This is a genomic window from Vibrio sp. 10N (assembly GCF_036245475.1).
Classification (GTDB): domain Bacteria; phylum Pseudomonadota; class Gammaproteobacteria; order Enterobacterales; family Vibrionaceae; genus Vibrio.
The window spans coordinates 85,031-109,389 of the sequence record NZ_BTPM01000002.1; the positions used below are offsets into that span (position 1 = coordinate 85,031).

Genomic DNA, 24,359 nt, shown 5'->3' on the forward strand with positions numbered 1-24,359 from the left:
GGGGTGTCACACGCTGTGGCATCTTGTAACAGTGAGGGTTTGATGACCCAAATGAGTGTCACCCAAAGACAGTACAATAAAAATATATTAATCATAAATTTACATAATTATAACATTTAAAGCATTTAGCTTGGCGTAAATGTTGCCTTTATCACTGTACGTTTTTGCAACAGCTCGTTTTTCTTGTTGCGAAAGTGCTGCCAACAGTCTGAAAAATAGAAAAAAGGAATAAACATGATTTACGCTCAACCAGGAACAGAAAACGCCGTCGTCAGTTACAAAAGCCGTTACGAAAACTACATCGGAGGTGAGTGGGTAGCGCCGGTAAATGGTCAGTATTTTGATAACGTGTCACCAGTGAATGGCAAACCGTTTTGTGAGGTTCCTCGCTCAGGTGAAGCAGACATCAATTTAGCGTTGGATGCGGCACACGCAGCAAGAGAATCTTGGGGCAAAACCAGCGTTGAACAGCGCGCCAATATTATGCTTAAAATTGCCGATGCAATTGAACAGAACCTTGAAGCACTTGCAGTGGCTGAAACCTGGGAGAATGGCAAACCCGTTCGTGAAACGTTAGCTGCGGATCTTCCTCTAGCTGTGGATCATTTCCGTTACTTTGCTGGCTGTATCCGAGCGCAAGAAGGTACGGCAGCTGATATCGATGCTACAACGGCGAGTTATCACTTCCCTGAACCTGTTGGTGTTGTTGGGCAAATCATCCCTTGGAACTTCCCTATGCTCATGGCCGCATGGAAACTAGCACCAGCACTTGCAGCGGGTTGCTGTGTGGTTCTTAAACCAGCAGAGCAAACGCCAGCGTCTATTTTGATGCTGATGGAGAAAATTGGTCACTTGCTACCACCAGGTGTGGTGAATATTGTTAACGGTTACGGCGCAGAAGCAGGTCAGGCCTTGGCGACGAGTGATCGTATCAACAAATTAGCCTTCACTGGTTCTACTGAAATTGGTCACCATATCTTGAAATGTGCGGCAGAGAGTTTGATTCCATCGACAGTCGAGTTGGGTGGTAAATCTCCAAATGTGTATTTTGAAGACATTTTCGATCAAGACGACGATTACTTGGATAAGTGTATTGAAGGTACCTTGCTTGCGTTCTTTAACCAAGGTGAGGTATGTACCTGTCCATCTCGCGTGTTAGTGCAAGAGTCTATCTACGATAAGTTCATTGCTAAGCTTGAAGAACGTTCTCGCGGCATCAAACAAGGCAACCCACTCGATGTCACCACGCAAGTTGGTGCCCAAGCTTCACAAGAGCAGTTTGATAAGATCATGAGCTACCTTGAGATTGGTCGCCAAGAGGGCGCGAAAGTGATCATTGGTGGAGATATGAGTAAGCAAGAGGGCGATTTAGAGCAAGGTTATTACATTCAGCCAACCATGCTTGCCGGTAACAACAAAATGCGTGTGTTCCAAGAAGAGATTTTTGGGCCAGTAATTGCGATTACAACATTTAAAGATGAGGCTGAAGCGTTGGCGATTGCCAATGATACAGACTACGGCTTGGGTGCTGGAGTTTGGACACGAAACGGCAACTTGGCGTATCGCATGGGCAGAGAAATTCAGGCGGGCCGAGTATGGGTGAACTGTTATCACGCCTATCCAGCTCATGCAGCGTTTGGTGGTTATAAGAAATCGGGCATCGGCCGTGAAACGCACAAACTGGCTCTGGGTCATTACCAAAACACCAAGAATCTGTTGGTCAGCTACTCAACCAGTCCACTAGGTTTTTTCTAATATTTGACTGAACCTAGTGGATTGAAACTTACTGATGAAACCGGAGTCCATTGGGCTTCGGTTTTTTTGTGAAATTAGCACTCCTATACCAGTGCTGATATTTACAGCTTAAATGTCAGCTATATATCGGACTCTGTTTTCTAAATACCACAAATCGCGCAACATAGTGTGACTTTCGGAAACGCCCTTGTGTTCAGAAATTTTCGTCCTTCCCTCAAATTGCCATAGAGAACCATGACATGCGACACGTCTATTTATCATGGAAGACGTCACGCCACGGATTGCTCACACTTGCTTTACTCTCTTCATCGACAATTGCACCTTTTACTTTTGCCAATGAAACGCAAACAGATATCGTAGATTTCAATGTTCAAGCGACAAAGTATCAAGATGAGATCATTGGTGTTTTTGGCATTGACGTGGCAGTGAGTGACAACGTCACTCTAAGTGCAGAAGTCGATACTGACCGCTATTTACAGTTCGGTGCGAGTTACGACTGGTTGGTGGGGAGCCATTACTTCAACGTCTATAGCCAGTATGGGTTTGATGACACCATCGACATTTACGATGTCGGCTTAATGTATGGTTACTCGGTTTCGCCTTCGCTATTCGTTTATTGGGATACCTATTACCAGTGGCGAGACACCAGTAAAGCCGTTGAGCTGCCGGAGCCTATAGATTATGCCAATCATCGCCAGGAGTGGAAAAATACCTTAGGTGCGAGCTACAGTGTACATCCTCTGCTGGATATTGGTGTCAGTTACCATGTTGATGTGTTGACATCACAGCATGGGTTCGAAAATAGCACGCGCAGTAGTTACGACATTTCAGCGACAGCAAATTTACCCTATGTCCAACCGTACGTGAAGTACACCAAGGGTCAATATCGTGTTCGTCCTGGTAGGCCGATTGAAGACAGCAGTAATGTCGAGTTGGGATTTTATCTCGACTTTTGATGAGTGGGAATCATGAGAGTTGTTAGATAAACAGAAAAGAAAAAGGCCTCGATTTCTCGAGGCCTTTGGCATTCTTACGAAGCTACGTTATTAAGCTGGGATAACGTTAACAGCTTGTGGGCCTTTTTGGCCTTGCTCAACACCAAAAGAAACCGCTTGGCCTTCTTTTAGAGTTTTGAAACCTTCGCCAGAGATAGCACGGAAGTGAACGAATACGTCTGGACCGTTCTCTTGTGCGATGAAGCCGTAGCCTTTCTCTTCGTTAAACCATTTTACAGTGCCAGTATTTGTGTTAGACATGTTATGTCCCTTACTTTTCAGATTAAAAATTTTTGCCTTACGGCGGTCTCGCTTTGTGGTTCTGTTTATTTAATCAAGCTGTAAATGGGAAAAACGAATGACAAATACCCGCAAGGGAAACATCTGACAATACTTCTCGTACTCTTTTTACTCTTACTTTAAATAACTCTGAACACCAGAGCAGGGGCAGTGTACCACACCTATAGATGGTTTAAATGAATTTCTTGTTAAATCGTGAAAAAAAGAGCAAGCGATTTCGTCGCTTGCTCTTTTTTTTTGGGGCTAGCCTCGCATGAGCGGACAATTAACGTCGGAATGTGATGTTTTCTTCACTCCCGAGGTGAATCGATGTTTCAGCGGGTTTGGTGTGAGCTATCACTTCGCCTTTACGGATAGAGTGGCCAACGGGAACCTGACGGCGAACAGCATCAAAGCCATTCTCAGCAGGCAACAGTAGCAAGCTGCCAGGTTTGCCGACCTCTAATCCATAATTGTCCTGAATATTTAGCGCTTTGGCTGAGTTATGGCTAATCATATCCAATGATTGGTTGATTTGGTCGTAACCCATTACTTGGCAAACGTGCAGTCCCATGTGCAGAACTTGCAGCATATTCGCTGTGCCCAGTGGGTACCATGGGTCAAACACATCATCATGACCGAAACAGACATTGATGTTTGCCGCCAACATTTCTTTGACGCGTGTTACACCGCGACGTTTTGGATAGTCATCGAAGCGGCCTTGCAGGTGAATGTTCACTAGCGGGTTTGCTACGAAGCTAATGCCTGACATTTTGAGCAGTCTAAATAGGCGCGACGCGTAAGCGCCATTGTATGAACCCATTGCCGTCGTGTGACTTGCCGTCACGCGGTCGCCCATTTCGAATTTGTGTGCTAACGCCGCAAGTGTTTCTACAAAGCGAGATTGTTCGTCGTCGATTTCGTCACAGTGAACATCAATCAGGCAGTCGTATTTACGCGCCAATTCAAACACGTAATGCAGAGATTCCACACCGTACTCGCGAGTAAACTCGAAGTGTGGGATGGCGCCAATCACGTCTGCACCGAGTTTTACCGCTTCTTCAAGTAGCTCTTTGCCATTTGGGTAAGACAAAATGCCTTCTTGCGGGAACGCTACGATTTGGATGTCGACCCATTGTTTCATCTCTTCACGCACTTCAACCATCGCTTTCAGCGCGGTCAGTGTTGGATCAGACACGTCGACGTGGGTACGCACATGTTGAACGCCGTTGGCAATTTGCCATTTTAAGGTTTGCTTAGCACGGCTTTTCACATCTTCAATAGAAAGCATGGCTTTGCGCTCAGCCCAGCGCTCGATGCCTTCAAACAGCGTACCAGAAATGTTCCAGCTCGGTTCGCCCGCCGTTTGCGTCGTGTCGAGGTGGATGTGTGGCTCACAAAATGGCGCAGTTGCCATTTGGCCTGTTGCGTCAATCACACGGTCAGCAGAGAACGATGTGGTTCCGGCTGTTTCAATCGCTTTGAACACACCTTCTTCGATAAGAATGTCGAACTGGCCCTGTTGACCATTGATGGTTGTGTTCTGAATAAGCAAAGATGACATGGCATCAAATTCCTAGTAATTAAGCGTCAGCGTTTTCTAGCTGAGCGGTTTTTGCATTAAGAAGACGGTTAAGTACAAGATAGCTTAAAGCGCCACCCAGTACGGCATTTAATGGCACAACGCCTGGTAAGAAGTTACCAGCAGCGACGCCTAGAGCCACGGCAATGATACCTGCCCAGTTTACCGTTTGGAATTTTGCTGTTTCAAAATTTGTGTAACGCTTACGGTTGCTCAGGAAGTCCGCGATGATCACGCCACCAATTGGTGGAATTGCCAGAGATAGGAACGTTAGCCAACCAACGAAGTTGTTGTATAGCCAAAGAGCACACAAAGTACCGACCACACCGTTCGCCATCGACAGGTACTTACTTGGCAATCCGGTCACGTTTGAGAAACCAAGGCCAGAGGCATACAGCGCGTTGTCGTTGGTGGTCCAGATGTTCAGACCCAGTACGATGATAGCTGGAAGTAAGAGACCTTGAGCGATCATTACTTCAGAGATATCCGATTGACCCGTTACCGATGCGCCGGCCGCACCAAAGATGAACATTAGCGAGTTACCAATAAAGAACGCCACCATGGTGATGAATACCGCGCCCATTGGCTTCTTACCGAAGCGAACGAAGTCAGCGGTAAGCGTACCTGCACTCACAAACGAACCTACTACCATTGCAAGAGCAACAGAGAAATCTAAAGGCTCAGTGGGTTGGATTTTTTGCAGCTCAGCAACACCGCCTGCGCTATCTACCGCCGTCAGTACTGAGTAACCACCCAATAGTGCGATAGCTGGAACCGCGACAGCCGACAATACCATCAAGGCCGAAATACCAAAGTAAACCGTCGCCGTCATTAGGAGGCCGCTTACCAAAATTAGAATGTTGGTATCAATCCCCGTCGCTTTTTGTACTGGGATAGCGAACATGGCCACGCCAACACCAAACCAACCAACTTGAGTGCCACCAAGGAGTACAGAAGGAAGCCAAGAGCCTTTAGAACCGAAAGAGAAACGAGCAAGAAGGTGAGTAGAGAGACCAGTAGAAGCGCCGATGTAACCGAGGAAAGAAGTGTAAATACCGAGGATGAGGTTACCGATGAGAACAGCGAGGAAGAAATCATTGAAAGCAAGTCCAGTACCGAGGGAGCCGCCGGTCCACATACTTGCGGAGAAGAAAGTCAAACCAAGCATTACCATGGTTAATGAAGCGACTCCCTTCCTGGCTGTTGCCGGAACTGGCCCTAAACTGTAGTTGTTATCCGCAGACATCTGATACCTCACCATTCAATAAATCTGTTTTTTCGTACGTTTACCCGTATTTCAGGCAAACGGCGCGTATTATGGTGATGTGAATCACAGAGTCAAGCGCTGAATTCTTCAAAAATAGTGCTGTTTTTTGAAAGAGTTTTATTAGTCCTTATTAATCACAATGTTAATAGGTGATGGGCTAAACATTATTTTTTTAAAGATTTCTACTTTCACTGGGAAAACGTTTGCTACGGAAAATATGTTTGGCTTTTTTCTATGTTTGATGGAAAAACTACGATATGGCGTCAAAAACATAAGTTTTTGTTTTTGAGGTTGACCTTCCAGTGATGGAGTCAAAGGTTCGTTTGTCATCAAGCGTGTAGAAATGGTGCAAAGCGATTTGGTTTTGCTAGTCCAGCTTTTCGGCAATGCTCGCATCGGCTTGGCAATTAAGTATATAATGCGCGCGCTTTCATCTGAGGTAAGACAATGATTTCAAAAAACCAACTAAAACTGCTTAGAGCCCTTGGGCAGAAGAAACAGCGCAAAGCGCACGGCCTATTTTTGGTTGAAGGTGAAAAAAACGTGCTTGAACTTGTCGCGACGTCGTTGAAGGTTAAACAGGTGTTTGCCACACAAGAATTTTTAGATAAGCACGCATCAGAGCTTCAAAACTACGAATGTGTTGAGGCGTCATTAGATGAACTTACCAAAGCGAGTTCGCTGGTCAGTAACAATGCGGCTGTCGCCGTTGTTGAAATCCCCGAGACTCAGGCTCCTGAAGCGAAGGGCATGATGATCGCCCTTGATGGTGTCTCCGATCCAGGCAATTTAGGTACGATTATCCGTATTGCTGACTGGTATGGCATCAAACATATCGTGGCGAGCACAGATTGTGCAGATCCATATAACCCAAAAACCATTCGTGCCACCATGGGCAGTTTTGGTCGTGTTCAGGTGACGTTGCTTGACTTGCCTCGCTATCTCAATGAAGCGAGTATTCCCGTTTATGGCGCATTTTTGGAAGGGGAAAGTGTTCACACGACCCATTTTTCTCAACAAGGCATCTTGTTGATGGGAAGTGAGTCTCATGGCGTGCGTGCTGAAGCAGAGCAATACGTCACTGATAAGATCACTATTCCGGCGTTTGGTGGTGCAGAATCGCTGAACGTTGCGATGGCGACGGGGATCATAATGGATAACTATCGTCGTCAGCACAGTTGATTGGTGCGCAAAGCTAAAACAGATTCAAAAAAAAGGCGTCACTCATGCAATGAGTGACGCCTTTTTTATGATCGTTAATCGCGATTACTTCTCAAGCATACCCAGTTTGTTCGGCACACCGTTCCACTTTTCAGCGTCATCCATCGCGGGCTTCACTTCCGTTTGTACCGGCCAAAATTCAGATAGTTCGGCATTCAGTTCTACAAATACCTGTTGGTCATCGGCAAGTTCATCTTCTTGGAAAATGGCTTGAGCATCGCATTCAGGTACACACAACCCACAGTCAATACATTCGATTGGGTTGATCACCATAAAATTTGGACCTTCGTGGAAGGCGTCAGCAGGGCATACCGCTACACAGTCGGTATATTTACATTGAATACAGTTATCGGTGACGACAAATGCCATGGTGGTGAACTCTTATTAGCCAAATTTGTGGAGGGGCGATAATACTGATCCCGACGCAAAATTCAACATCTTGCGGAGACTTGAGCAGACTGTCGCCTGTGAAATTCAATTAAGTATGACAGACAAATCAAGTTAACGTAAAATGCGCGCCATTGTGAGCAAGTAAGCCAAGGCTTATGAGCTAAGACACCAACGACGCGAGAACCTTCCATGATACGTTTAACCGAAATCAAACTTCCTCTAGACCATGAGGAAGGGGAAATTTCCCAAGCCATTTTGAAAAAACTTGGCGTTTCTGCAGACCAAGTTATCTCTTTTAACGTGTTTAAGCGTGGCTACGATGCCCGAAAGAAAGCACGTATCTTACTTATCTACACGCTTGATGTAGAGGTAAAAAATGAAGCCGCTCTACTCGAGAAGTTTACGGATGACCCACATGTAAAAGTAACTCCAGATATGGAGTACAAGTTTGTGGCAAAAGCGCCAGTGAACCAAGAAGAGCGCCCTGTGGTGATTGGTTTTGGTCCTTGTGGTTTGTTTGCTGGCCTCATTTTGGCGCAAATGGGCTTCAAACCAATTATTGTTGAACGTGGCAAAGAAGTTCGCGAACGTACCAAAGATACTTTTGGCTTTTGGCGCAAGCGCACGCTAAATACTGAGTCTAATGTACAGTTTGGCGAGGGCGGTGCAGGTACTTTCTCTGATGGTAAGCTGTATAGCCAAGTTAAAGATCCAAAGCACTATGGCCGTAAAGTTATTGAAGAATTCGTTGCTGCCGGTGCACCAGAAGAAATTCTGTATGTGAGTAAGCCGCATATCGGTACCTTTAAACTGGTGACCATGATTGAAAAGATGCGCGCGAAAATCATTGAGCTGGGCGGTGAGATCCGCTTTAGCACGCGTGTTGATGACATCCACATGGACAACGACCAAATCACAGGTTTGACACTGTCTAATGGTGAAGAGATCAAGACACGTTACGTGGTGCTTGCCGTTGGCCACAGTGCTCGTGATACGTTTGAAATGCTGCACGAGCGCGGTGTTTACATGGAAGCGAAGCCATTCTCGGTAGGTTTCCGTGTTGAGCACAAACAATCAGTAATTGACGAAGCGCGCTTTGGTCCAAACGCGGGTAACCCAATCTTGGGTGCAGCGGATTACAAGCTGGTCCATCACTGCAAAAATGGTCGTACGGTCTACAGTTTCTGTATGTGTCCAGGCGGTACTGTCGTAGCCGCGACTTCGGAAGAAGGTCGCGTAGTGACCAATGGTATGAGCCAGTATTCTCGTGCAGAGCGCAATGCTAACAGTGCGATTGTGGTGGGTATCTCTCCAGACCAAGATTACCCTGGCGATCCGCTTGCGGGTATTCGTTTTCAGCGTGAGCTAGAAAGCAACGCTTACGTGCTAGGTGGTGAAAACTACGATGCGCCTGCACAAAAGATTGGCGACTTCCTAAAAGGTAACGATCCAAGTGCATTGGGTGATGTTGAACCGTCATTCACACCAGGCATCAAGCTGACAGACTTGTCAAAAGCTCTACCTGACTTCGCTGTGGAGGCGATTCGTGAAGCGATTCCAGCATTTGATAAGAAAATCAAAGGATTTGCAGGTGCAGACGGTCTATTGACGGGCGTTGAAACCCGTACATCTTCACCGGTTTGTATCAAGCGTGGTAAAGATTATCAAAGTGTAAACCTGAAAGGCTTCTACCCAGCGGGTGAAGGTGCGGGTTACGCAGGTGGTATTCTTTCTGCGGGTATCGATGGCATTAAAGTTGCGGAAGCACTAGCGATTGCGATGGTAGAAGATCTCGCATAGCTGCTTGTTGAAGCTTAAGCCTCGTTAAGGCACTAAAAAGCCCATCAGATCACTTTGATGGGCTTTTTTGTATCTAATGACTTGAGACTAAAAAGCGTAGGTCAGCGTTGCCATTGGGCCATAAAACTTAAATTTGGCATCAAGATCGGCAAATTCACGGCCGTAGTCAACATTGATCTCGTAATAGCTGTAAGTAGCCGCTAAGCCAAAATCTTCGGTGAACTTATATTCGATGCCAGCACCCAAGTCGAGCAGTAGACCTGATATATCCTCGATGCTAAGGGCAAAAACTTGCGCATGTCCTAATAAGTGCCAACTGTCAGTAATCCGATAGTCAGTGATTAAACCAATATTGGGCAGTGGCGCAGTGAGATCGGTAAATTCTTCATCTTTGACTGGAATGAGGGTTGGGTCATCTTGATCTACACGGTAGCCAAGCTCGCCGCCAAAACCGACATTGAAATTCATGAGGTGAAGACCAATAGAGGCTTTCCAATCCCAATTTTCGCCATCATAAAACTTATAGTTGTAGCCAAAGCGAAGTATATCGATATTGAGAGTTGAATCTATTCGCGCTCCAACTTGCACTTCCTTGTTTGAATCAGGTATCTGGAAAGGTTTGGTAACTGCGACATTGCTCGCTTTGCGGTGTAGGCTGCGCCAATCTAAAAAAATGCCGTGACGATCGTTAAAGTCGTAGCCGACCAAAAGATAAGGTAAGGTCGAGCGCTCTTTAAGGCTTAAATCCGACTCAAAATCTAAGTCAAAGTTAATGTCTGTTTGCGGATTGGTAACACCGATAGAGGTATCTGCCTGGGAAAAAAATGCGCCACCAGCCATATGAAATTGGCCCGCTATAGCTGGGGAGGTTACTGCACACACGAGGCCGCCTAGGGCGACCAGATGACGAATATCCATTTCTATCACCTTACTATTGATTAGCTGACATCATTTCTATGAATTGAACAAGCTCAATATATCAGAAGGTTATGAAAATGTTTAGGTTGTATCTTGGTTGTAACGGTAAACGCTCAAATAAAAAGGCTCCAAATGAGTTGGAGCCTTAGCGCTAGAAATTATTAGTTAAGTTTATTCCAAGCTGAATCCCAGTGACTGCCGGTACCTGGCTCGAATTGAGTGGCTGTGGGAGACCACTGTTTGCAGTAACCAGAGTGTGGGAACGGCTTACATTGGTAGATAGCGCCGTCGCTTGCCAATACTTTGGTGCCTTCTGTGTAGCTTTCTAGGCCCGTAGGGAACACATAGTCGTAGTCAGTTGGTGCAGTTTGGTCGACGAGCATAAAATCTTGCGTCGTTTGATCAAGCAGGTTGCCTTTTTCATCACGCACACGGGTAACCAGCATGTGATGACCAGGTTCAGATTTAGAAAGCGCTAGGACAACATTTTTGCTATCACCGTCGTTTAAGGCAAGCTCACTGCCAGCGAGTGTTTCTTGGTCGTGGTTGTAGACACTCATCGAAACGTCTACTCGTCCGACTGCCGTGACAGTAAGGGCAAGTTCAGTTGGCGCGGTGCCAATAACGTATTGCGTTTCTAGTCCTGTTACCTCAGCACCTGATGCTGGAGGCGTCGTTACGATGTCATAACCAATTTCAACGCGATCCAATCCGCTATTATCAGCCACGTAGATAGTGTTAGTGCCAAATACTGGAGCGATGTTGCCGCTGCTATCTGCTTGACCAGCTTTGATATCAGTCTTGCTTGAGTTAATAGCGCTTGCCAATGCGTGCGACCATTGGGTTGCAGCGCCTTGTTCGTTAGAACTAATGGTAATGCTGGTGGATAGGTTTGGCAGTTCACCGTTGGCATCAAACACACGGGTATAAACCGAATCACCCACTTTCAGATCCATGGTTGGGTTGATTGTACCTGCTTGCGTCCAGCCAGGAATACCTGGCGCGTTGCCTTCAAACTGCACATCGATCACGTTATAAAACGCCGCTGCGGTATCACCCACATCCCAATAAGCTAGGATCACTTGGTAGCCTTCACGTTCAGGGACATTACATTGGTGAGTCGTCAGTTTTGGTGGTTTCTGCATGTTGCCATCGACCACACAGAACGGGTTGAGATCAAACGAATCTCGGCTGAGTGCTTGGTTTGGATTCCAGGTTGGCTTGGTGATGTAGTACTTCCAATTACGCGTCACATGGTTTGCGGTGAACGTCCACTCGAAATTTTGTAAGCCTGCTTGAATTGGCGTTTTTACCCAGCGATCTGAGGTTTGCTCATTAAGCTGTGAAAACTGTACCAGACCAGCACTGGCGATTTGACCATCGGATGGGCCGAGAAGTGGAAAGCCTTCTGGTCCCTCAACACTTTGGGGTTCCCATTGCACCGAGCCACAGTTAATGTTTTTCTCACCATTCGCATTTGGATATTTACAAAGTGCGGCACGACTAGCCGCGATGCCGTTTTCGACCGCAGAAACATAGCCATGGCTATGAACAAGTGGGCTGGCAACCAATCCAACGGCCGCCAACGAAATTAAGACTTTTGTGTGTCTCATACCAATACCTTCTCTTCAAATTTTAATTGCACGTTGAGTCAGTGCATGTTTAGTAGAGCACTTGCTTCCGGCAAGTGTAGGTATAATTTAGTGATGAAAAATAAGCTCAGCGAATGGGTTGAATTGTTTCTGGAAGGCACTTCTACAAATTAGTGTAATTTGCAGTTAAATGACATATTCTGGATGAATATTCTAACATTTCGAATTAATGCTGTATTTAATGTTGATTTTATCATTAGGTGAGAAATTCACTTACCCAAAATAAACAGGTTATTTAGGCAAGTGAATTTAGTGGTGTGAAGATCTATTTAGAGACTTGGTAGTAAGTCACCTGGCATCAGGGCATTGTGAAGCGACAGTTTTATGATCTCGTTAGCTTTGGCAATATCGGGAGCAAAATAGCGGTCTTTATCATAAAACGGCACCACCTCTCGTAAGATTTGCTTACCTTGCTCTACTAGCGGAGCTGAGGCTAGCGGCGCTCTAAAGTCTAGTCCTTGTGCTGCTGCGAGGTACTCAACCGCAAGGATGCCGCGCGTATTCTCGGCCATGTCTTTGAGCCTTCTGGCGGCAAACGTCGCCATGGAAACATGATCCTCTTGGTTCGCAGATGTTGGCAAGCTGTCAACAGAAGCGGGATGCGCTAAGGTTTTGTTTTCGCTTGCCAGCGCGGCTGAGGTGACTTGTGCAATCATAAAGCCGGAGTTGACGCCGCCGTTGTCGACCAAAAATGGAGGTAATTTGCTCAATGCACTGTCGATCAGCAGTGCCATGCGTCGCTCTGACAAGCTGCCAATTTCAGCAATGGCGAGAGCTAAGCCATCGGCGGCCATGGCGACGGGCTCGGCATGGAAGTTACCACCAGAGATAATGTCGCCATCATCGGCAAACACTAGTGGGTTGTCTGACACTGAGTTAGCTTCCACCTGAAGGCTGTCTGCGGCGTTGCGGATTTGCTGCAAGCAAGCGCCCATCACCTGTGGTTGGCAGCGAAGTGAATAAGGATCTTGAACCTTCTCACACCCTTGGTGCGAGTCACCAATCGCACTGCTATTGCCAAGTAGATGACGATAGGCGCGCGCTGCATCCATTTGTGAACGGTGACCACGAACGCGATGGATACGCGGATCGAATGGACGGCGACTTCCTAGCGCAGCTTCCACCGACATCGCACCACATAGTGTCGCAGAAGCAAACAGATCTTCGGCCAAAAACAGACCTTCGAGGGCGAATGCTGTAGACGCTTGAGTACCATTTAATAGCGCAAGCCCCTCTTTAGGCGCGAGCGTAATCGGCTCGAGACCGGCAATTTGCAGCGCCTCTAGGCCGCTGATGATCTTGCCGTTATGACGAGCTTCGCCTTCGCCAAGCAATATTGTGCTCATGTGAGCTAAAGGTGCGAGATCGCCAGACGCGCCCACTGAGCCTTTTTGTGGTACACATGGATAGACTTGTGAGTTAACGAGTTCAATCAATGCATTGATCACTTTAAGACGAATACCAGAGAAACCACGAGCCAAGCTGTTGATCTTCAATACCATCATCAGCCGAACGGTCTCATCACTCATTAACTTACCAATACCGGCCGCATGCGACAGAACAATACTTTTCTGCAAGACTTCCAGATCGTCAGGTTCAATACGAGTATTTGCCAGTAGGCCGAAACCGGTATTAATGCCATAAACGGTGCGATCCTCTGCAATCACTTGTTCCACAATTCGCGTGCTGGCTTCAATATCATCCTGCGCTAACGGGCTGAGCGATAAATGCACCGGTGAGCGGCTAATTTGGCGTAATTGAGATAGCGTGAGTTGCCCTGGGAGTAGCTCTAACTTCAACATCTTGTGCTCCTTATCCATGGCTGCTGTCTTGGTGTTTTGACGCATCGGCATCTAACATGGGTAGATCGAGTCCTTGCTCACGAGCGCACTGCTTTGCAATGTCATAGCCCGCATCCGCATGGCGCATCACACCAGTTGCTGGGTCATTGTGCAGTACACGACCAATACGGCGCGCGGCATCATCACTACCGTCACAACAAATTACCATGCCACTGTGTTGTGAAAAGCCCATTCCAACACCTCCACCGTGGTGCAGCGACACCCAAGTTGCTCCACCAGAAGTGTTAAGCAGAGCATTAAGGAGTGGCCAATCTGAGACGGCATCTGAGCCATCCATCATGCCTTCGGTTTCACGGTTGGGACTGGCAACAGAGCCAGAGTCTAGGTGATCACGCCCAATGACAACCGGCGCTTTCAGCTCTCCATTTTTGACCATTTCATTAAAGGCTTGGCCTAAACGTTCACGATCTTTGAGACCAACCCAGCAAATACGCGCCGGTAGTCCTTGGAATTGAATGCGCTCGCGCGCCATATCGAGCCAGTTGTGAAGGTGCGGGTTGTCTGGGATTAACTCTTTTACTTTTTGATCGGTTTTGTAGATGTCTTCTGGGTCGCCAGATAGCGCCGCCCAGCGGAAAGGCCCCACGCCCTCGCAGAACAAAGGTCGAATATAAGCGGGAACAAAACCAGGGAAGTCGAACGCGTTTTCTACGCCTTCTTCTAATGCCATTTGGCGAATGTTATTGCCATAGTCCGTTGCCACTGCGCCTTTTTCCTGCATATCCAAAATAGCCTGAACTTGCACCGCCATTGAGGCTTTCGCGGCTTTGACGACCGTTTCTGGACTGCTTTCGCGTTGCTGTTTCGCAAAGTCCATGGCCCAGCCTTGTGGCAGATAACCATTGAGAGGATCGTGCGCCGAGGTTTGATCGGTCACCACGTCGGGCGTGATGTCTCTTTCGACAAGCTCAGCATACACATCGGCGGCATTGCCAAGCAGGCCAACAGAAATTGGTTTGTCGCTGTTTTTGATGATGGACAGCGCTTCATCGAGAGAATGCGCTTTGGTATCCACGTAACGAGTATTTAGGCGATAGTCGATGCGTGATTCATCACATTCAACGGCAATCATTGAAAAACCAGCCATAGTTGCCGCAAGAGGCTGTGCGCCTCCCATACCGCCTAAACCGCCAGTTAGGATCCATTTATTTGCAGCGTCGCCGTTGAAGTGCTGTTTAGCGATAGCAACAAACGTCTCGTATGTGCCTTGAACGATGCCCTGTGAACCTATGTAAATCCATGACCCCGCCGTCATTTGACCGTACATCATCAGCCCTTGTTTATCGAGCTCATTAAAGTGCTCCCAGTTCGCCCAGTGAGGCACAAGGTTAGAGTTCGCAATGAGAACGCGCGGTGCATCTTTGTGAGTGGGGAACACACCCACTGGTTTTCCGGATTGTACTAGGAGTGTCTGGTCGTCCTCTAGACGTTTAAGTACTTCGACAATTTTGTCGTAGCAAGCCCAGTCTCTAGCTGCTCGTCCAATGCCCCCATAGACCACAAGCGATTGTGGGTGCTCAGCCACTTCATCATCGAGGTTATTCATCAGCATACGAAGTGGTGCTTCAGTGAGCCATGATTTCGTATTCAGCTCGCTACCGCGTGGCGCTTTAATTGAGCGAGAAGTGTCTAGGCGCGAAGTATTTGAGCGCGAAGCTTGTTTATCAGTCATTGTCCTTTCCTTTTGAACTCTGCCGTACTTGGGTTCTTGGATTGCTGGTCGAGCCCTTGTTGTTAGGGTTGGCAGAGGGTGTTTACGTTATTCTTTATGGTGTTTGTGTTGCTGTTTGGACATGGCAACCAATATCTGCCAACACACTCTTGCTGCGAGCTTGGCGGTTCGGTTATCAATGTCGTAATTCGGGTTGTACTCAGCGATGTCGGCAAGCCTTAGCTTGTGACTCGAAATAATGGTATTGAGCAGTGGGATAAACTGCTCTAACGTCATGCCAAATGCGGCAGGCGCACTGACGCCGGGCGCCAAACTTGCGTTAAAAACATCGAGGTCAATGGTCAGATAGACGGTATCGACCTTGGCAATAAAGCGTTGTAGTCTGGCAATGGTGTCGTGGAGTGGTGTATCGAAAAGCTCTGTATCTGTAATGTATTGCACGCGTAGTGCGTCAGCTTTGTCGAACAAGGCTTGGGTATTACCTGTCTCGCTGACGCCTAAGCAAAAGTAGTGGAAGTCTTGCCCTTGAGTTTGGCAGTAATCTGCAATTTGAGAAAAGGGTGTCCCAGAGCTTGGCTTGAGTTCGATGTCTGCTGACGTCTTGGCTGCTTGAGAGCAATATTCTCTGAGATCGAAATGAGCATCGAAGTTTATAATGCCGATATTTGGTGTATCACCACAAGCTGATAAGTAGTCGGACAATCCTTTGAAAGACGACCATGCAATCTCATGACCACCCCCTAAAACCACGACAGTTCCATTACCAAGATGGCGCGCGATCTTGTCAGAGGCCTCTTTTTGATAGTACTCCAATGGTTCGCAGTCACCGGCTACATTACCAATATCCACGAGAGGGCTACCTTGGTGCCAGGCTAAATTCGCCAAGGCTGTACGAATGGCGTCTGGACCTTGCTTCGCGCCGATACGTCCCTTATTTTGCTTCACCCCTTGGTCAGTACAAAACCCCATCAGTTGGACGCAGGGACTTTGGCTGTCTGAGGTATGCTGCATCACATGGTGAACTCGATTACGCTTATCGCCGTCTTCGAGATCGTCACGTCCTGTCCAGTTAAAGAGGTTCTGATGGTTAGACGACATCTTCTACACTCCCAGCGACGATACGCTTACTAAGTCCTGCCATGCCAAATTGATAACTGAGCTCACTCGGATGAGCAATGTTCCAAATCGCGAGGTCGGCTCGATAACCTAGTTTGATTTGACCAAGTTGTTGGGCTTGTCCGATGGCTTGTGCCGCATGACAGGTCACACCGCGCAGGCTCTCTTCTGGTGTTAGACGGAATAGGGTACAAGCCATATTCATCATTAACTGAAGATTGGCAAATGGGGAGGTTCCGGGGTTTAAATCACTACCTATAGCCATTGGTACTTGAGCCGCTCTGAGGTTTTGTATTGGTGGCTGCTGTGTTTCTCTCAGAAAATAAAACGCACCAGGTAACAAGGTTGCCACCGTACCACTGCTGGCCAAGGCTTCCACGCCAGCGTCATCCAAATATTCAATATGATCCACAGAAAGCGCATTGAACTTGGCGGCGAGTGCACTGCCGCCTAGGTTGCTCAGCTGCTCGGTGTGTCCTTTAATGGCGAGACCGTATTGCTGTGCCGCCTCGAAAACACGCTCAGTTTGCTCGAGCGTAAAGCCGACGGATTCACAAAAAACATCAACTGCGTCCGCGAGCTGGTGCTTCGCCACGTGGGGGATAATGGTGTCGGTGACATAATCAATGAAGTCATCGGCGCGGCCGTGATATTCGAGTGGAACGGTGTGAGCGGCGAGCAGGGTAGTCGTAATATTTACTCGGCGATGGTTCTCAAGCGCTTTTGCCGCTAACAGCATCTTCACTTCGTCATCGAGTGTTAGTCCGTATCCTGATTTCACTTCTATTGTGGTGCAGCCGCTTCGCAGCAAGCTATCTAGTCTCGGTAAGGCAAGCTCGACCAATTGTTCTACTGATGCATCGCGAGTTGCTTTGACGGTACTGTTAATGCCACCGCCGCTTTGGGCAATTGCTTCATAAGACACACCGTTTAAACGATGTTCAAATTCTTGAGAGCGGCTACCTGCGAAGATCAAATGGGTGTGTGGATCAATCAGTCCCGGAGTGACGATTTTACCTTTGCAGTCCAACACCGGAACGTCTTCGGTGATATCGCGGTGCAGGGCCTCAAGGGCATCGCGGTCTTTGAGGATCGCTTTAATGTAACCGCCCCGGATGACCAGTGTACAAGGCTCAGAGGGCAGATAACCAGTTGGGCCCGGCTCCATAGTTACCAGGCGTGCATTGCAGAGGATCAGGTTCATAGCATCGGTCTGTTATTATTGTATATACAAATAAATAGTTGAATATATACAATTGATCAAGTCAGAGTGGTTGAAATGTGATCAAAGTAGACCAGAGAGGGGGTAACAACTAGGCCTAGATGAGTGGTACGTTTGTGAAAGACGAATTGGTTTGAGACCGGTCAATGGGTTGGTGACTAAATGCGCAATCACCAACCTAAAGTTAGGAAAGGTAGAGTTGCTAACTTTAGCGGACTAGAGTTCAACTTTTGAACTGAGTTGATATCGGCTTCCAGGGTGATAAAGAAGCGCGGAACTGATGAGTTTATCCTCACTCCAAGTTCGACGATGCAGCAGTAGGCATGGTTCGTTGGGATTCATGTCCAATAAGCGGCCGGTTTGTTCATTGCAGGTAATGGCTTCTACGGTATGTTCAACCGCCGTCATCGGGCAGTTAGCCGTTAAATATTCGTTGGGCGTGATTTGAGTAAAATCTTGCTGATGATAATTGGGGGCATATTTGGCATTGACCCAGCGACATTCTAATTGGATTGGGACGTCGTTTTCCTTATGCAGAATTTCACTGTAGTAAACAGCGCTTCCTAACATTACGCCGAGCTTAGTAGCAATGTGTTGATCTGCTTTGATCGCTTCGTGGCGAACGACCTCACTAGAGTAATGTTTACCGCGAGAAGCCACTTCTTGAGCGATATTCCGAGTATCAAGCAGTGGCGACTGAGCCTTTTCGACCGGGCGGGTCACAAAGGTGCCAAGTCGCGGGCGGCGTTCCAGTTTGCCTTCGCCAACAAGATCGCGAATGGCTTTATTGACCGTCATTCGGCTCACGGCAAACTGCGCAGTAAGCTCCATTTCTGTAGAAATTCGTTCACCTACCGCCCAAACACCTTGGTCTATTCGGTCTTCGATATACTGTTTGATTTGAATGTAGAGCGGCTCTTGGGACATTAATCGCTAAATCCATTTATTTGAATATACAAATGGTCATTGAATTTGCATGAAAATGCAAGGTATCACGTCGATTATGATTAAATTTGCGGGTTGGCTCGTCTTGAGCTTGCCTCTAAGTAAAAGCAGATCTTGACCTCAAGTTTGATATTTTGTCAGCTAAATCATCAGTCTGTCACTTAAGTTGGGGTAAAATGACCCGTTCGTTTACAAAGGAATTGAGCAAGGAAGAATAATGAAATCGGTTGTAGTTGGTGATGAAACGTTTTATCCATCGAAAATTCTATGCGTTGGCCGAAACTATGTTGAGCACATTCATGAGCTAGGAAATGAAGTCCCTGAGAACATGGTGGTGTTCAACAAACCGAACTCGAGCATTGCGACCGAACTGTATTCCTTTCTTGATGAGCCGTTGCACTATGAAGCGGAGATTTGCTTCGTTGTGCGTGACAAGCAATTGTATGCAGTAGGCTTTGGACTCGATCTGACCAAACGCGGCTTGCAATCGGTGCTTAAAGGAAAAGGGCTACCATGGGAGCGTGCGAAAGCCTTTGATCATTCGGCTAAGTTCAGTCGTTTTGTTCCTCTTGCAGGAATGAATATTGATGATTTGGAAGTGGAGCTCTTTATTAACAGCATGCGAATGCAGCTAGGCTCACCCAAACAGATGCTCTATAAGCCAGATGTGATCTTATCAGAGCTGAACTCCTATACTCACCTTGAAGATGGCGATATTGTCATGACGGGTACACCACAAGGTGTGGGTGAAATCGTTGCTGGCGACCGATTCCTCGGCCGTATTAAACACCAAGATAAGGCAATCATCGAAGTAGAGTGGGTCGCTATCTAGGAGTCTCGCCAGTATTCAACATTGTATTGAGTGGGGATAGTGTATGGTTACTATCTCCCCTGTATAAAGGCGGTTTTATAGAATCCAAAATCGCAATTTGTCAAAAAATTCATCCTCGGCATCTCAGCTTTCCTCACAAAATTTTACTGATTATTTTTCTTCTTGCAGATCTGGAAATCAGTAACTAGCCTTTAGTTAACAAAAATATAACAATTTGTTTCCAGTTGTATTTTATTGATACCGGACTCAATAAGTAAGTGGTTAGTGTGCAGTTGTGACCGTTTACTTGTGGTGTTTGGCATTACTTTTTGGACTCAGTTAAGAGTCGAAAAACCTAGTTGGTCTTCGTTTACCGTCGTCGAATCACAGCTTGTTGGGTTTTGATTACGGACTTGTCCCATCCTGAAGAGTTTGATCACTTTTCGGACGTGCTTGGCACAAGTCATAGGGGAACCACGTCAGGATAGACGTGGCTAGGCAAAGGAGAAATCTTTTGAAGAGATTGCTGACCGTTCATATAGGAACTGGTTTGGCGACTGCGCTCGTCAGCCAACCTCTCTTCGCTGAGTCGAGTAACTACAACTTGACTCGCGGCGTTACTGATATCAGTAACCAAGTGTATGACCTTCATATGCTCATTTTCTACATCTGCTGTGCAATCGCAGCTGCGGTGTTTGGTGTGATGTTTTATTCGATATTTAAGCATCGTAAGTCCAAAGGCGCGGTCGCGGCTAATTTTCATGAGAGTACTAAGGTCGAGGTCATTTGGACCGTCATACCCGTGATCATTTTGGTGTTGATGGCGATCCCAGCGACCAAGACGCTAGTGGCGATGGAAGACACTTCGCAATCGGAAATCACCATCAAAATCACAGGGTCGCAATGGAAGTGGCACTATGCCTACTTTGGCGAGGATGTTGAGTTCTTCTCACTCATGTCAACTTCGCAGCAACAAATTGACGGCGTCGAAGAGAAAGGTGCTCATTACTTGTTGGAAGTCGATAACCCACTTGTGGTGCCCGTCGACAAGAAGATCCGCTTTCTCATGACTTCTGATGACGTTATCCACTCATGGTGGGTGCCTGCTTTTGCCGTCAAGAAAGACACCATTCCCGGCTTTATTAATGAAGCGTGGACCAAAATTGACGAGCCCGGTGTATACCGCGGTCAGTGTGCAGAGTTGTGTGGTAAAGCACACGGATTCATGCCGATTGTGGTGCAAGCTATGGCGCAAGACGACTATGACGCTTGGTTAGCCGGGAAGAAACAAGAAATGGCGCTCGCTAAAGCTGAAGCGGCAAAAGCGCTTGATGCCACCCTATCGATAGAAGAATTATTGACCACAGGAGAGGACATTTATGCGTCACGATGCGCAGTGTGTCACCAGGCTAACGGTCAAGGCTTACCCGGTGCGTTTCCTGCGATTGCGGGAGCTGAAGTTGCCACTTCGGGACCTATCAATACTCACATTAGTAAGATCGTTGATGGTGTGGCAGGGACAGCCATGCAATCGTTCGCCAATCAGTTAACCGATAAAGAAATTGCTGCGGTGGTGACCTACCAGCGTAATGCGTGGGGGAACAACACCGGTGATGTAGTACAGGCATCGGACATCAACAGTTATAAAACTCAGGAATCGGAGCCAAGCTCCAAGGAGTTATGATGAAAACGGATCCAATGGAAAAAGTGAAAGCGTCGGCGGTGACCGATGCGGACATGAGCCGAGCGAATAGCACGGCAGTCATCGAAGACGATCATCATGATCACGCGCCCTCAGGATGGCAGCGCTGGGTATACTCCACAAGCCATAAAGACATTGGCACGCTCTATCTTTGGTTTAGCTTTATTATGTTCCTCACGGGCGGGGCGATGGCGATGGTGATCCGCGCCGAGTTGTTCCAGCCGGGTTTGCAATTAGTCGAGCCGAATTTCTTCAACCAAATGACCACAGTGCATGGTTTGATCATGGTATTCGGTGCTGTTATGCCAGCGTTTACCGGACTGGCAAACTGGATGGTGCCCTTAATGATTGGGGCGCCGGATATGGCTTTACCGCGCATGAACAACCTAAGCTTTTGGATCTTACCGTTCGCATTTTTGATCTTGATTGCGTCACTGTTTATGCCGGGAGGCGGTCCTAACTTTGGATGGACATTCTATGCACCACTTTCTACGACGTATGCCCCGGACAGTACTGCGTTGTTTGTGTTCTCGGTGCATATTATGGGGATCAGTTCGATCATGGGGGCGATCAATGTCATCGTTACCATTTTCAATATGCGTGCGCCGGGCATGACGCTAATGAAAATGCCACTGTTTGTTTGGACTTGGCTGATTACGGCGTTCTTGTTGATCGCAGTTATGCCGGTTCTGGCTGGCGCGGTCACCATGGTGTTGACCGATAAGTACTTTGGCACCAGTTTCTTTGATGCTGCAGGGGGTGGCGATCCGGTGATGTTCCAGCATATCTTCTGGTTCTTTGGACACCCTGAAGTGTACATTATGATCCTACCGTCCTTCGGGATCATTTCTGCCATTGTGCCTGCCTTTAGTGGTAAAAGATTGTTTGGCTATCACTCCATGGTTTACGCCACTTGCAGTATCGCACTGCTGTCATTCCTTGTATGGGCACACCATATGTTTACGACAGGTATGCCGGTATTTGCGGAACTGTTTTTCATGTATTGCACCATGTTGATTGCGGTACCGACGGGAGTGAAGGTCTTTAACTGGGTCGCTACCATGTGGCGAGGGGCGTTAACGTTTGAAACGCCAATGCTGTTTGCGATTGCCTTTATTGTGCTGTTTACGATAGGTGGATTTTCAGGGCTAATGTTGGCCATTGTGCCAGCCGACTTCCAATATCATGATACCTATTTTGTCGTCGCACACTTCCACTACGTACTGGTGTCGGGGGCGGTGTTCTCGATCATGGCGGCGGCTTACTATTGGTTGCCGAAGTGGACCGGTAATATGTATGACCATAGGTTGAGCTTGTGGCATTTCTGGTGTTCGGTTGTTTCGGTCAATGTTTTGTTCTTCCCTATGCATTTCTTAGGATTAGCAGGGATGCCACGCCGTATCCCTGACTATGCGATTCAATTTGCTGACGTGAACCAAATAGTTTCCATCGGCGGCTTCGCGTTCGGTTTGTCGCAGCTCATCTTCCTTTGGTTGGTTATTAAGTGCATCAGAGGTGGCGACAAAGCAGAGGCGAAACCTTGGGAGCGTGCCGAAGGTTTAGAGTGGACGGTGCCAAGCCCTGCGCCACACCATACGTTTACCACACCGCCTAAAATCGATTAAAGGGAGCGGTTGCCATGGATAGCGAAACCAGAAAATCAAACCGAAAACTCGTGGGATGGCTGGGTGTGGCCGTTGTCGCGATGTTTGGTTTCGGTTTCGCCTTGGTGCCTCTGTACGACATTATGTGTGAAGCGCTGGGGATCAATGGGAAAACCAATACTGAGTCAGCGGTACAGCCAATAGGCATGAGAGCCGATATCTCTCGTACTATTCGTGTTGAATTCATGGCGCATGTAAATCCGGATATGCCATGGTCGTTTAAACCGGAAAAAATGGCATTGGAGGTCCACCCTGGCGAGGTGATTCAAACCGCTTATTTCGCTCACAATCAATCGAATCAATCCTTGATTGGCCAGGCGGTACCTTCCGTGTCGCCGGGTACAGGGGCAACCTATTTCAACAAAATCGAGTGCTTCTGTTTCAATCACCAGCCTTTAGAAGGTAAGGGCAAAGCTGAAATGCCGCTTATTTTCTATATTGAGCCGGATATTCCGGATTCGATCCACACTCTGACCCTCTCATATACCTTGTATAACATTACGAGCAGCGCCGCTACCGACGGGAACGCTCTCGAGATCTCTCGTGCACAGGTCGGTAGTAGCAGTCGTCGCGCACTGGATTTTACAACTTCGGAGATAAGCTATGAGTAAAGCTCAAACTTATTATGTTCCGGCGCAAAGTAGTTGGCCCATTGTTGGGGCTGTGGCGCTGTTTCTTGTCGCGGTTGGAGCGGGCCTGACCGTTCAAAACCTTGATACTGGCGGTGCTGGCAGTGTGATCGGCGGCATCGTATTGGCGCTGGGTGTCGCGGTACTGATTTATATGTTTTCTGGCTGGATGAGCAATGTGATCTCTGAGTCTATGTCTGGGCTATATTCAGATCAGCTATCTCGGTCATTCAAACAGGGGATGAGCTGGTTTATTTTCTCTGAGGTGATGTTCTTTGGAGCCTTTTTCGGGGCGCTGTTTTATGCGCGGATGATTTCCGTGCCTTGGCTGGCTGGCGCCGACAATAACCTGATGACTCATGAAGTGTTGTGGCCCGCTTTTGAAGCAATTTGGCCACTGACGTTAACGCCAGGTGGCACCACCACTCAAGCTATGCCTTGGCAGGGCTTACCGCTGCAAAATACGGTCATTTTGTTGTTGTCCTCTATCACACTGCACATGGCCCACGTGAGTTTGGAGAAGAATCGCCGTACAGCGCTCATTGTATGGCTTGAGCTTACTATCGTACTGGCGGTATTTTTCTTGTACTTCCAAGCAGTCGAGTATGCTCACGCTTATCAAGATATGGGGCTAACACTTCAGTCGGGTATTTATGGCAACACCTTCTTTATGCTGACAGGTTTCCACGGCTTACACGTCTTTATAGGCACGGTCTTTTTAATCGTGTTGCTGTTTCGAATCGCTAAAGATCACTTCACACCCAAAGACCACTTTGGTTTCCAAGCGGGCAGCTGGTATTGGCACTTTGTTGATGTGGTTTGGTTGTGCTTGTTTGTCTTTGTTTATGTGCTTTAAAGGCGCGAGGCAATGTCTTCC

Annotated in this window: 20 protein-coding genes; 9 read left to right on the plus strand and 11 right to left on the minus strand. The window is 47.5% G+C overall.

Annotated features, from left to right (window positions below; all coding sequences use genetic code 11):
• Window positions 1-234 precede the first annotated feature (234 nt).
• Both exaC and AAA946_RS16705 read left to right on the plus strand, forming a co-directional pair.
• Window positions 235-1,755, plus strand: coding sequence for an acetaldehyde dehydrogenase ExaC (exaC, locus tag AAA946_RS16700; RefSeq protein ID WP_338165931.1), 1,521 nt, complete (start codon window positions 235-237; stop codon window positions 1,753-1,755).
• A 239-nt stretch (window positions 1,756-1,994) separates the two neighbouring features.
• Window positions 1,995-2,711 (plus strand): hypothetical protein, encoded by a 717-nt coding sequence (locus AAA946_RS16705; protein WP_338165932.1) that lies wholly within the window; start codon window positions 1,995-1,997, stop codon window positions 2,709-2,711.
• A 90-nt stretch (window positions 2,712-2,801) separates the two neighbouring features.
• On the opposite strand, the gene AAA946_RS16710 is transcribed toward AAA946_RS16705, so the two are convergent.
• The 3 genes from AAA946_RS16710 to codB all read right to left on the minus strand — a co-directional run bounded on the left by AAA946_RS16710 (window position 2,802) and on the right by codB (window position 5,857).
• On the minus strand, window positions 2,802-3,011 hold the full coding sequence (locus tag AAA946_RS16710; protein WP_042501735.1) for a cold-shock protein: 210 nt from the start codon (window positions 3,009-3,011) through the stop codon (window positions 2,802-2,804).
• 304 nt (window positions 3,012-3,315) lie between these two features.
• Entirely contained in the window at window positions 3,316-4,593 is a 1,278-nt protein-coding gene (locus tag AAA946_RS16715) for a cytosine deaminase (RefSeq protein WP_338165933.1), read from the minus strand.
• A 19-nt stretch (window positions 4,594-4,612) separates the two neighbouring features.
• Window positions 4,613-5,857, minus strand: coding sequence for a cytosine permease (gene codB, locus AAA946_RS16720; protein WP_338165934.1), 1,245 nt, complete (start codon window positions 5,855-5,857; stop codon window positions 4,613-4,615).
• Between the two features lie 468 nt (window positions 5,858-6,325).
• On the opposite strand from codB, the gene AAA946_RS16725 reads away from it, so the two are divergent.
• Entirely contained in the window at window positions 6,326-7,060 is a 735-nt protein-coding gene (locus AAA946_RS16725; RefSeq protein WP_338165935.1) for an RNA methyltransferase, read from the plus strand.
• A gap of 84 nt (window positions 7,061-7,144) precedes the next feature.
• Here AAA946_RS16725 and fdxA read toward each other — a convergent pair whose 3' ends face one another.
• On the minus strand, window positions 7,145-7,468 hold the full coding sequence (gene fdxA, locus AAA946_RS16730) for a ferredoxin FdxA (protein ID WP_338165936.1): 324 nt from the start codon (window positions 7,466-7,468) through the stop codon (window positions 7,145-7,147).
• Window positions 7,469-7,678: 210 nt separating this feature from the next.
• Between fdxA and AAA946_RS16735 the strand changes: the two genes are divergently transcribed.
• Window positions 7,679-9,289 carry an NAD(P)/FAD-dependent oxidoreductase gene (locus AAA946_RS16735; protein ID WP_338165937.1) on the plus strand — a complete coding sequence of 537 codons (1,611 nt, stop codon included), beginning with the start codon at window positions 7,679-7,681 and terminating at the stop codon, window positions 9,287-9,289.
• An 87-nt stretch (window positions 9,290-9,376) separates the two neighbouring features.
• Here AAA946_RS16735 and AAA946_RS16740 read toward each other — a convergent pair whose 3' ends face one another.
• The 7 genes from AAA946_RS16740 to hutC all read right to left on the minus strand — a co-directional run bounded on the left by AAA946_RS16740 (window position 9,377) and on the right by hutC (window position 18,658).
• Window positions 9,377-10,207: a hypothetical protein gene (locus tag AAA946_RS16740; protein WP_338165938.1), complete on the minus strand. Its 831-nt coding sequence runs from the start codon at window positions 10,205-10,207 to the stop codon at window positions 9,377-9,379.
• 161 nt (window positions 10,208-10,368) lie between these two features.
• Window positions 10,369-11,820, minus strand: coding sequence for an N-acetylglucosamine-binding protein GbpA (gene gbpA / locus AAA946_RS16745; RefSeq protein WP_338165939.1), 1,452 nt, complete (start codon window positions 11,818-11,820; stop codon window positions 10,369-10,371).
• A 308-nt stretch (window positions 11,821-12,128) separates the two neighbouring features.
• Window positions 12,129-13,661: a histidine ammonia-lyase gene (gene hutH, locus AAA946_RS16750; RefSeq protein WP_338165940.1), complete on the minus strand. Its 1,533-nt coding sequence runs from the start codon at window positions 13,659-13,661 to the stop codon at window positions 12,129-12,131.
• 10 nt (window positions 13,662-13,671) lie between these two features.
• Window positions 13,672-15,393 (minus strand): urocanate hydratase, encoded by a 1,722-nt coding sequence (hutU, locus tag AAA946_RS16755; protein ID WP_338165941.1) that lies wholly within the window; start codon window positions 15,391-15,393, stop codon window positions 13,672-13,674.
• Window positions 15,394-15,480: 87 nt separating this feature from the next.
• Entirely contained in the window at window positions 15,481-16,491 is a 1,011-nt protein-coding gene (gene hutG / locus AAA946_RS16760; RefSeq protein WP_338165942.1) for a formimidoylglutamase, read from the minus strand.
• Window positions 16,481-17,713, minus strand: coding sequence for an imidazolonepropionase (gene hutI / locus AAA946_RS16765; protein WP_338165943.1), 1,233 nt, complete (start codon window positions 17,711-17,713; stop codon window positions 16,481-16,483). The genes hutG and hutI overlap by 11 nt, the downstream gene beginning before the upstream one ends.
• A gap of 234 nt (window positions 17,714-17,947) precedes the next feature.
• Window positions 17,948-18,658: a histidine utilization repressor gene (gene hutC / locus AAA946_RS16770; RefSeq protein ID WP_338165944.1), complete on the minus strand. Its 711-nt coding sequence runs from the start codon at window positions 18,656-18,658 to the stop codon at window positions 17,948-17,950.
• Between the two features lie 235 nt (window positions 18,659-18,893).
• On the opposite strand from hutC, the gene AAA946_RS16775 reads away from it, so the two are divergent.
• The 5 genes from AAA946_RS16775 to AAA946_RS16795 all read left to right on the plus strand — a co-directional run bounded on the left by AAA946_RS16775 (window position 18,894) and on the right by AAA946_RS16795 (window position 24,338).
• A complete protein-coding gene (locus tag AAA946_RS16775) occupies window positions 18,894-19,508 on the plus strand; it encodes a fumarylacetoacetate hydrolase family protein (protein WP_338165945.1) in 615 nt (204 codons plus the stop codon).
• Window positions 19,509-20,001: 493 nt separating this feature from the next.
• Window positions 20,002-21,171, plus strand: a complete 1,170-nt coding sequence (gene coxB / locus AAA946_RS16780; protein ID WP_445206108.1) for a cytochrome c oxidase subunit II — start codon at window positions 20,002-20,004, stop codon at window positions 21,169-21,171.
• Window positions 21,171-22,814: a cytochrome c oxidase subunit I gene (gene ctaD / locus AAA946_RS16785; protein ID WP_338165946.1), complete on the plus strand. Its 1,644-nt coding sequence runs from the start codon at window positions 21,171-21,173 to the stop codon at window positions 22,812-22,814. Before coxB ends, ctaD begins: the two co-directional genes overlap by 1 nt.
• A gap of 14 nt (window positions 22,815-22,828) precedes the next feature.
• Entirely contained in the window at window positions 22,829-23,464 is a 636-nt protein-coding gene (locus tag AAA946_RS16790) for a cytochrome c oxidase assembly protein (RefSeq protein WP_338165947.1), read from the plus strand.
• The gene (locus tag AAA946_RS16795; RefSeq protein ID WP_338165948.1) at window positions 23,457-24,338 is read left to right on the plus strand and encodes a cytochrome c oxidase subunit 3; all 882 of its coding nucleotides are present in this window, start codon (window positions 23,457-23,459) and stop codon (window positions 24,336-24,338) included. Before AAA946_RS16790 ends, AAA946_RS16795 begins: the two co-directional genes overlap by 8 nt.
• The last annotated feature ends 21 nt before the right edge of the window (window positions 24,339-24,359 follow it).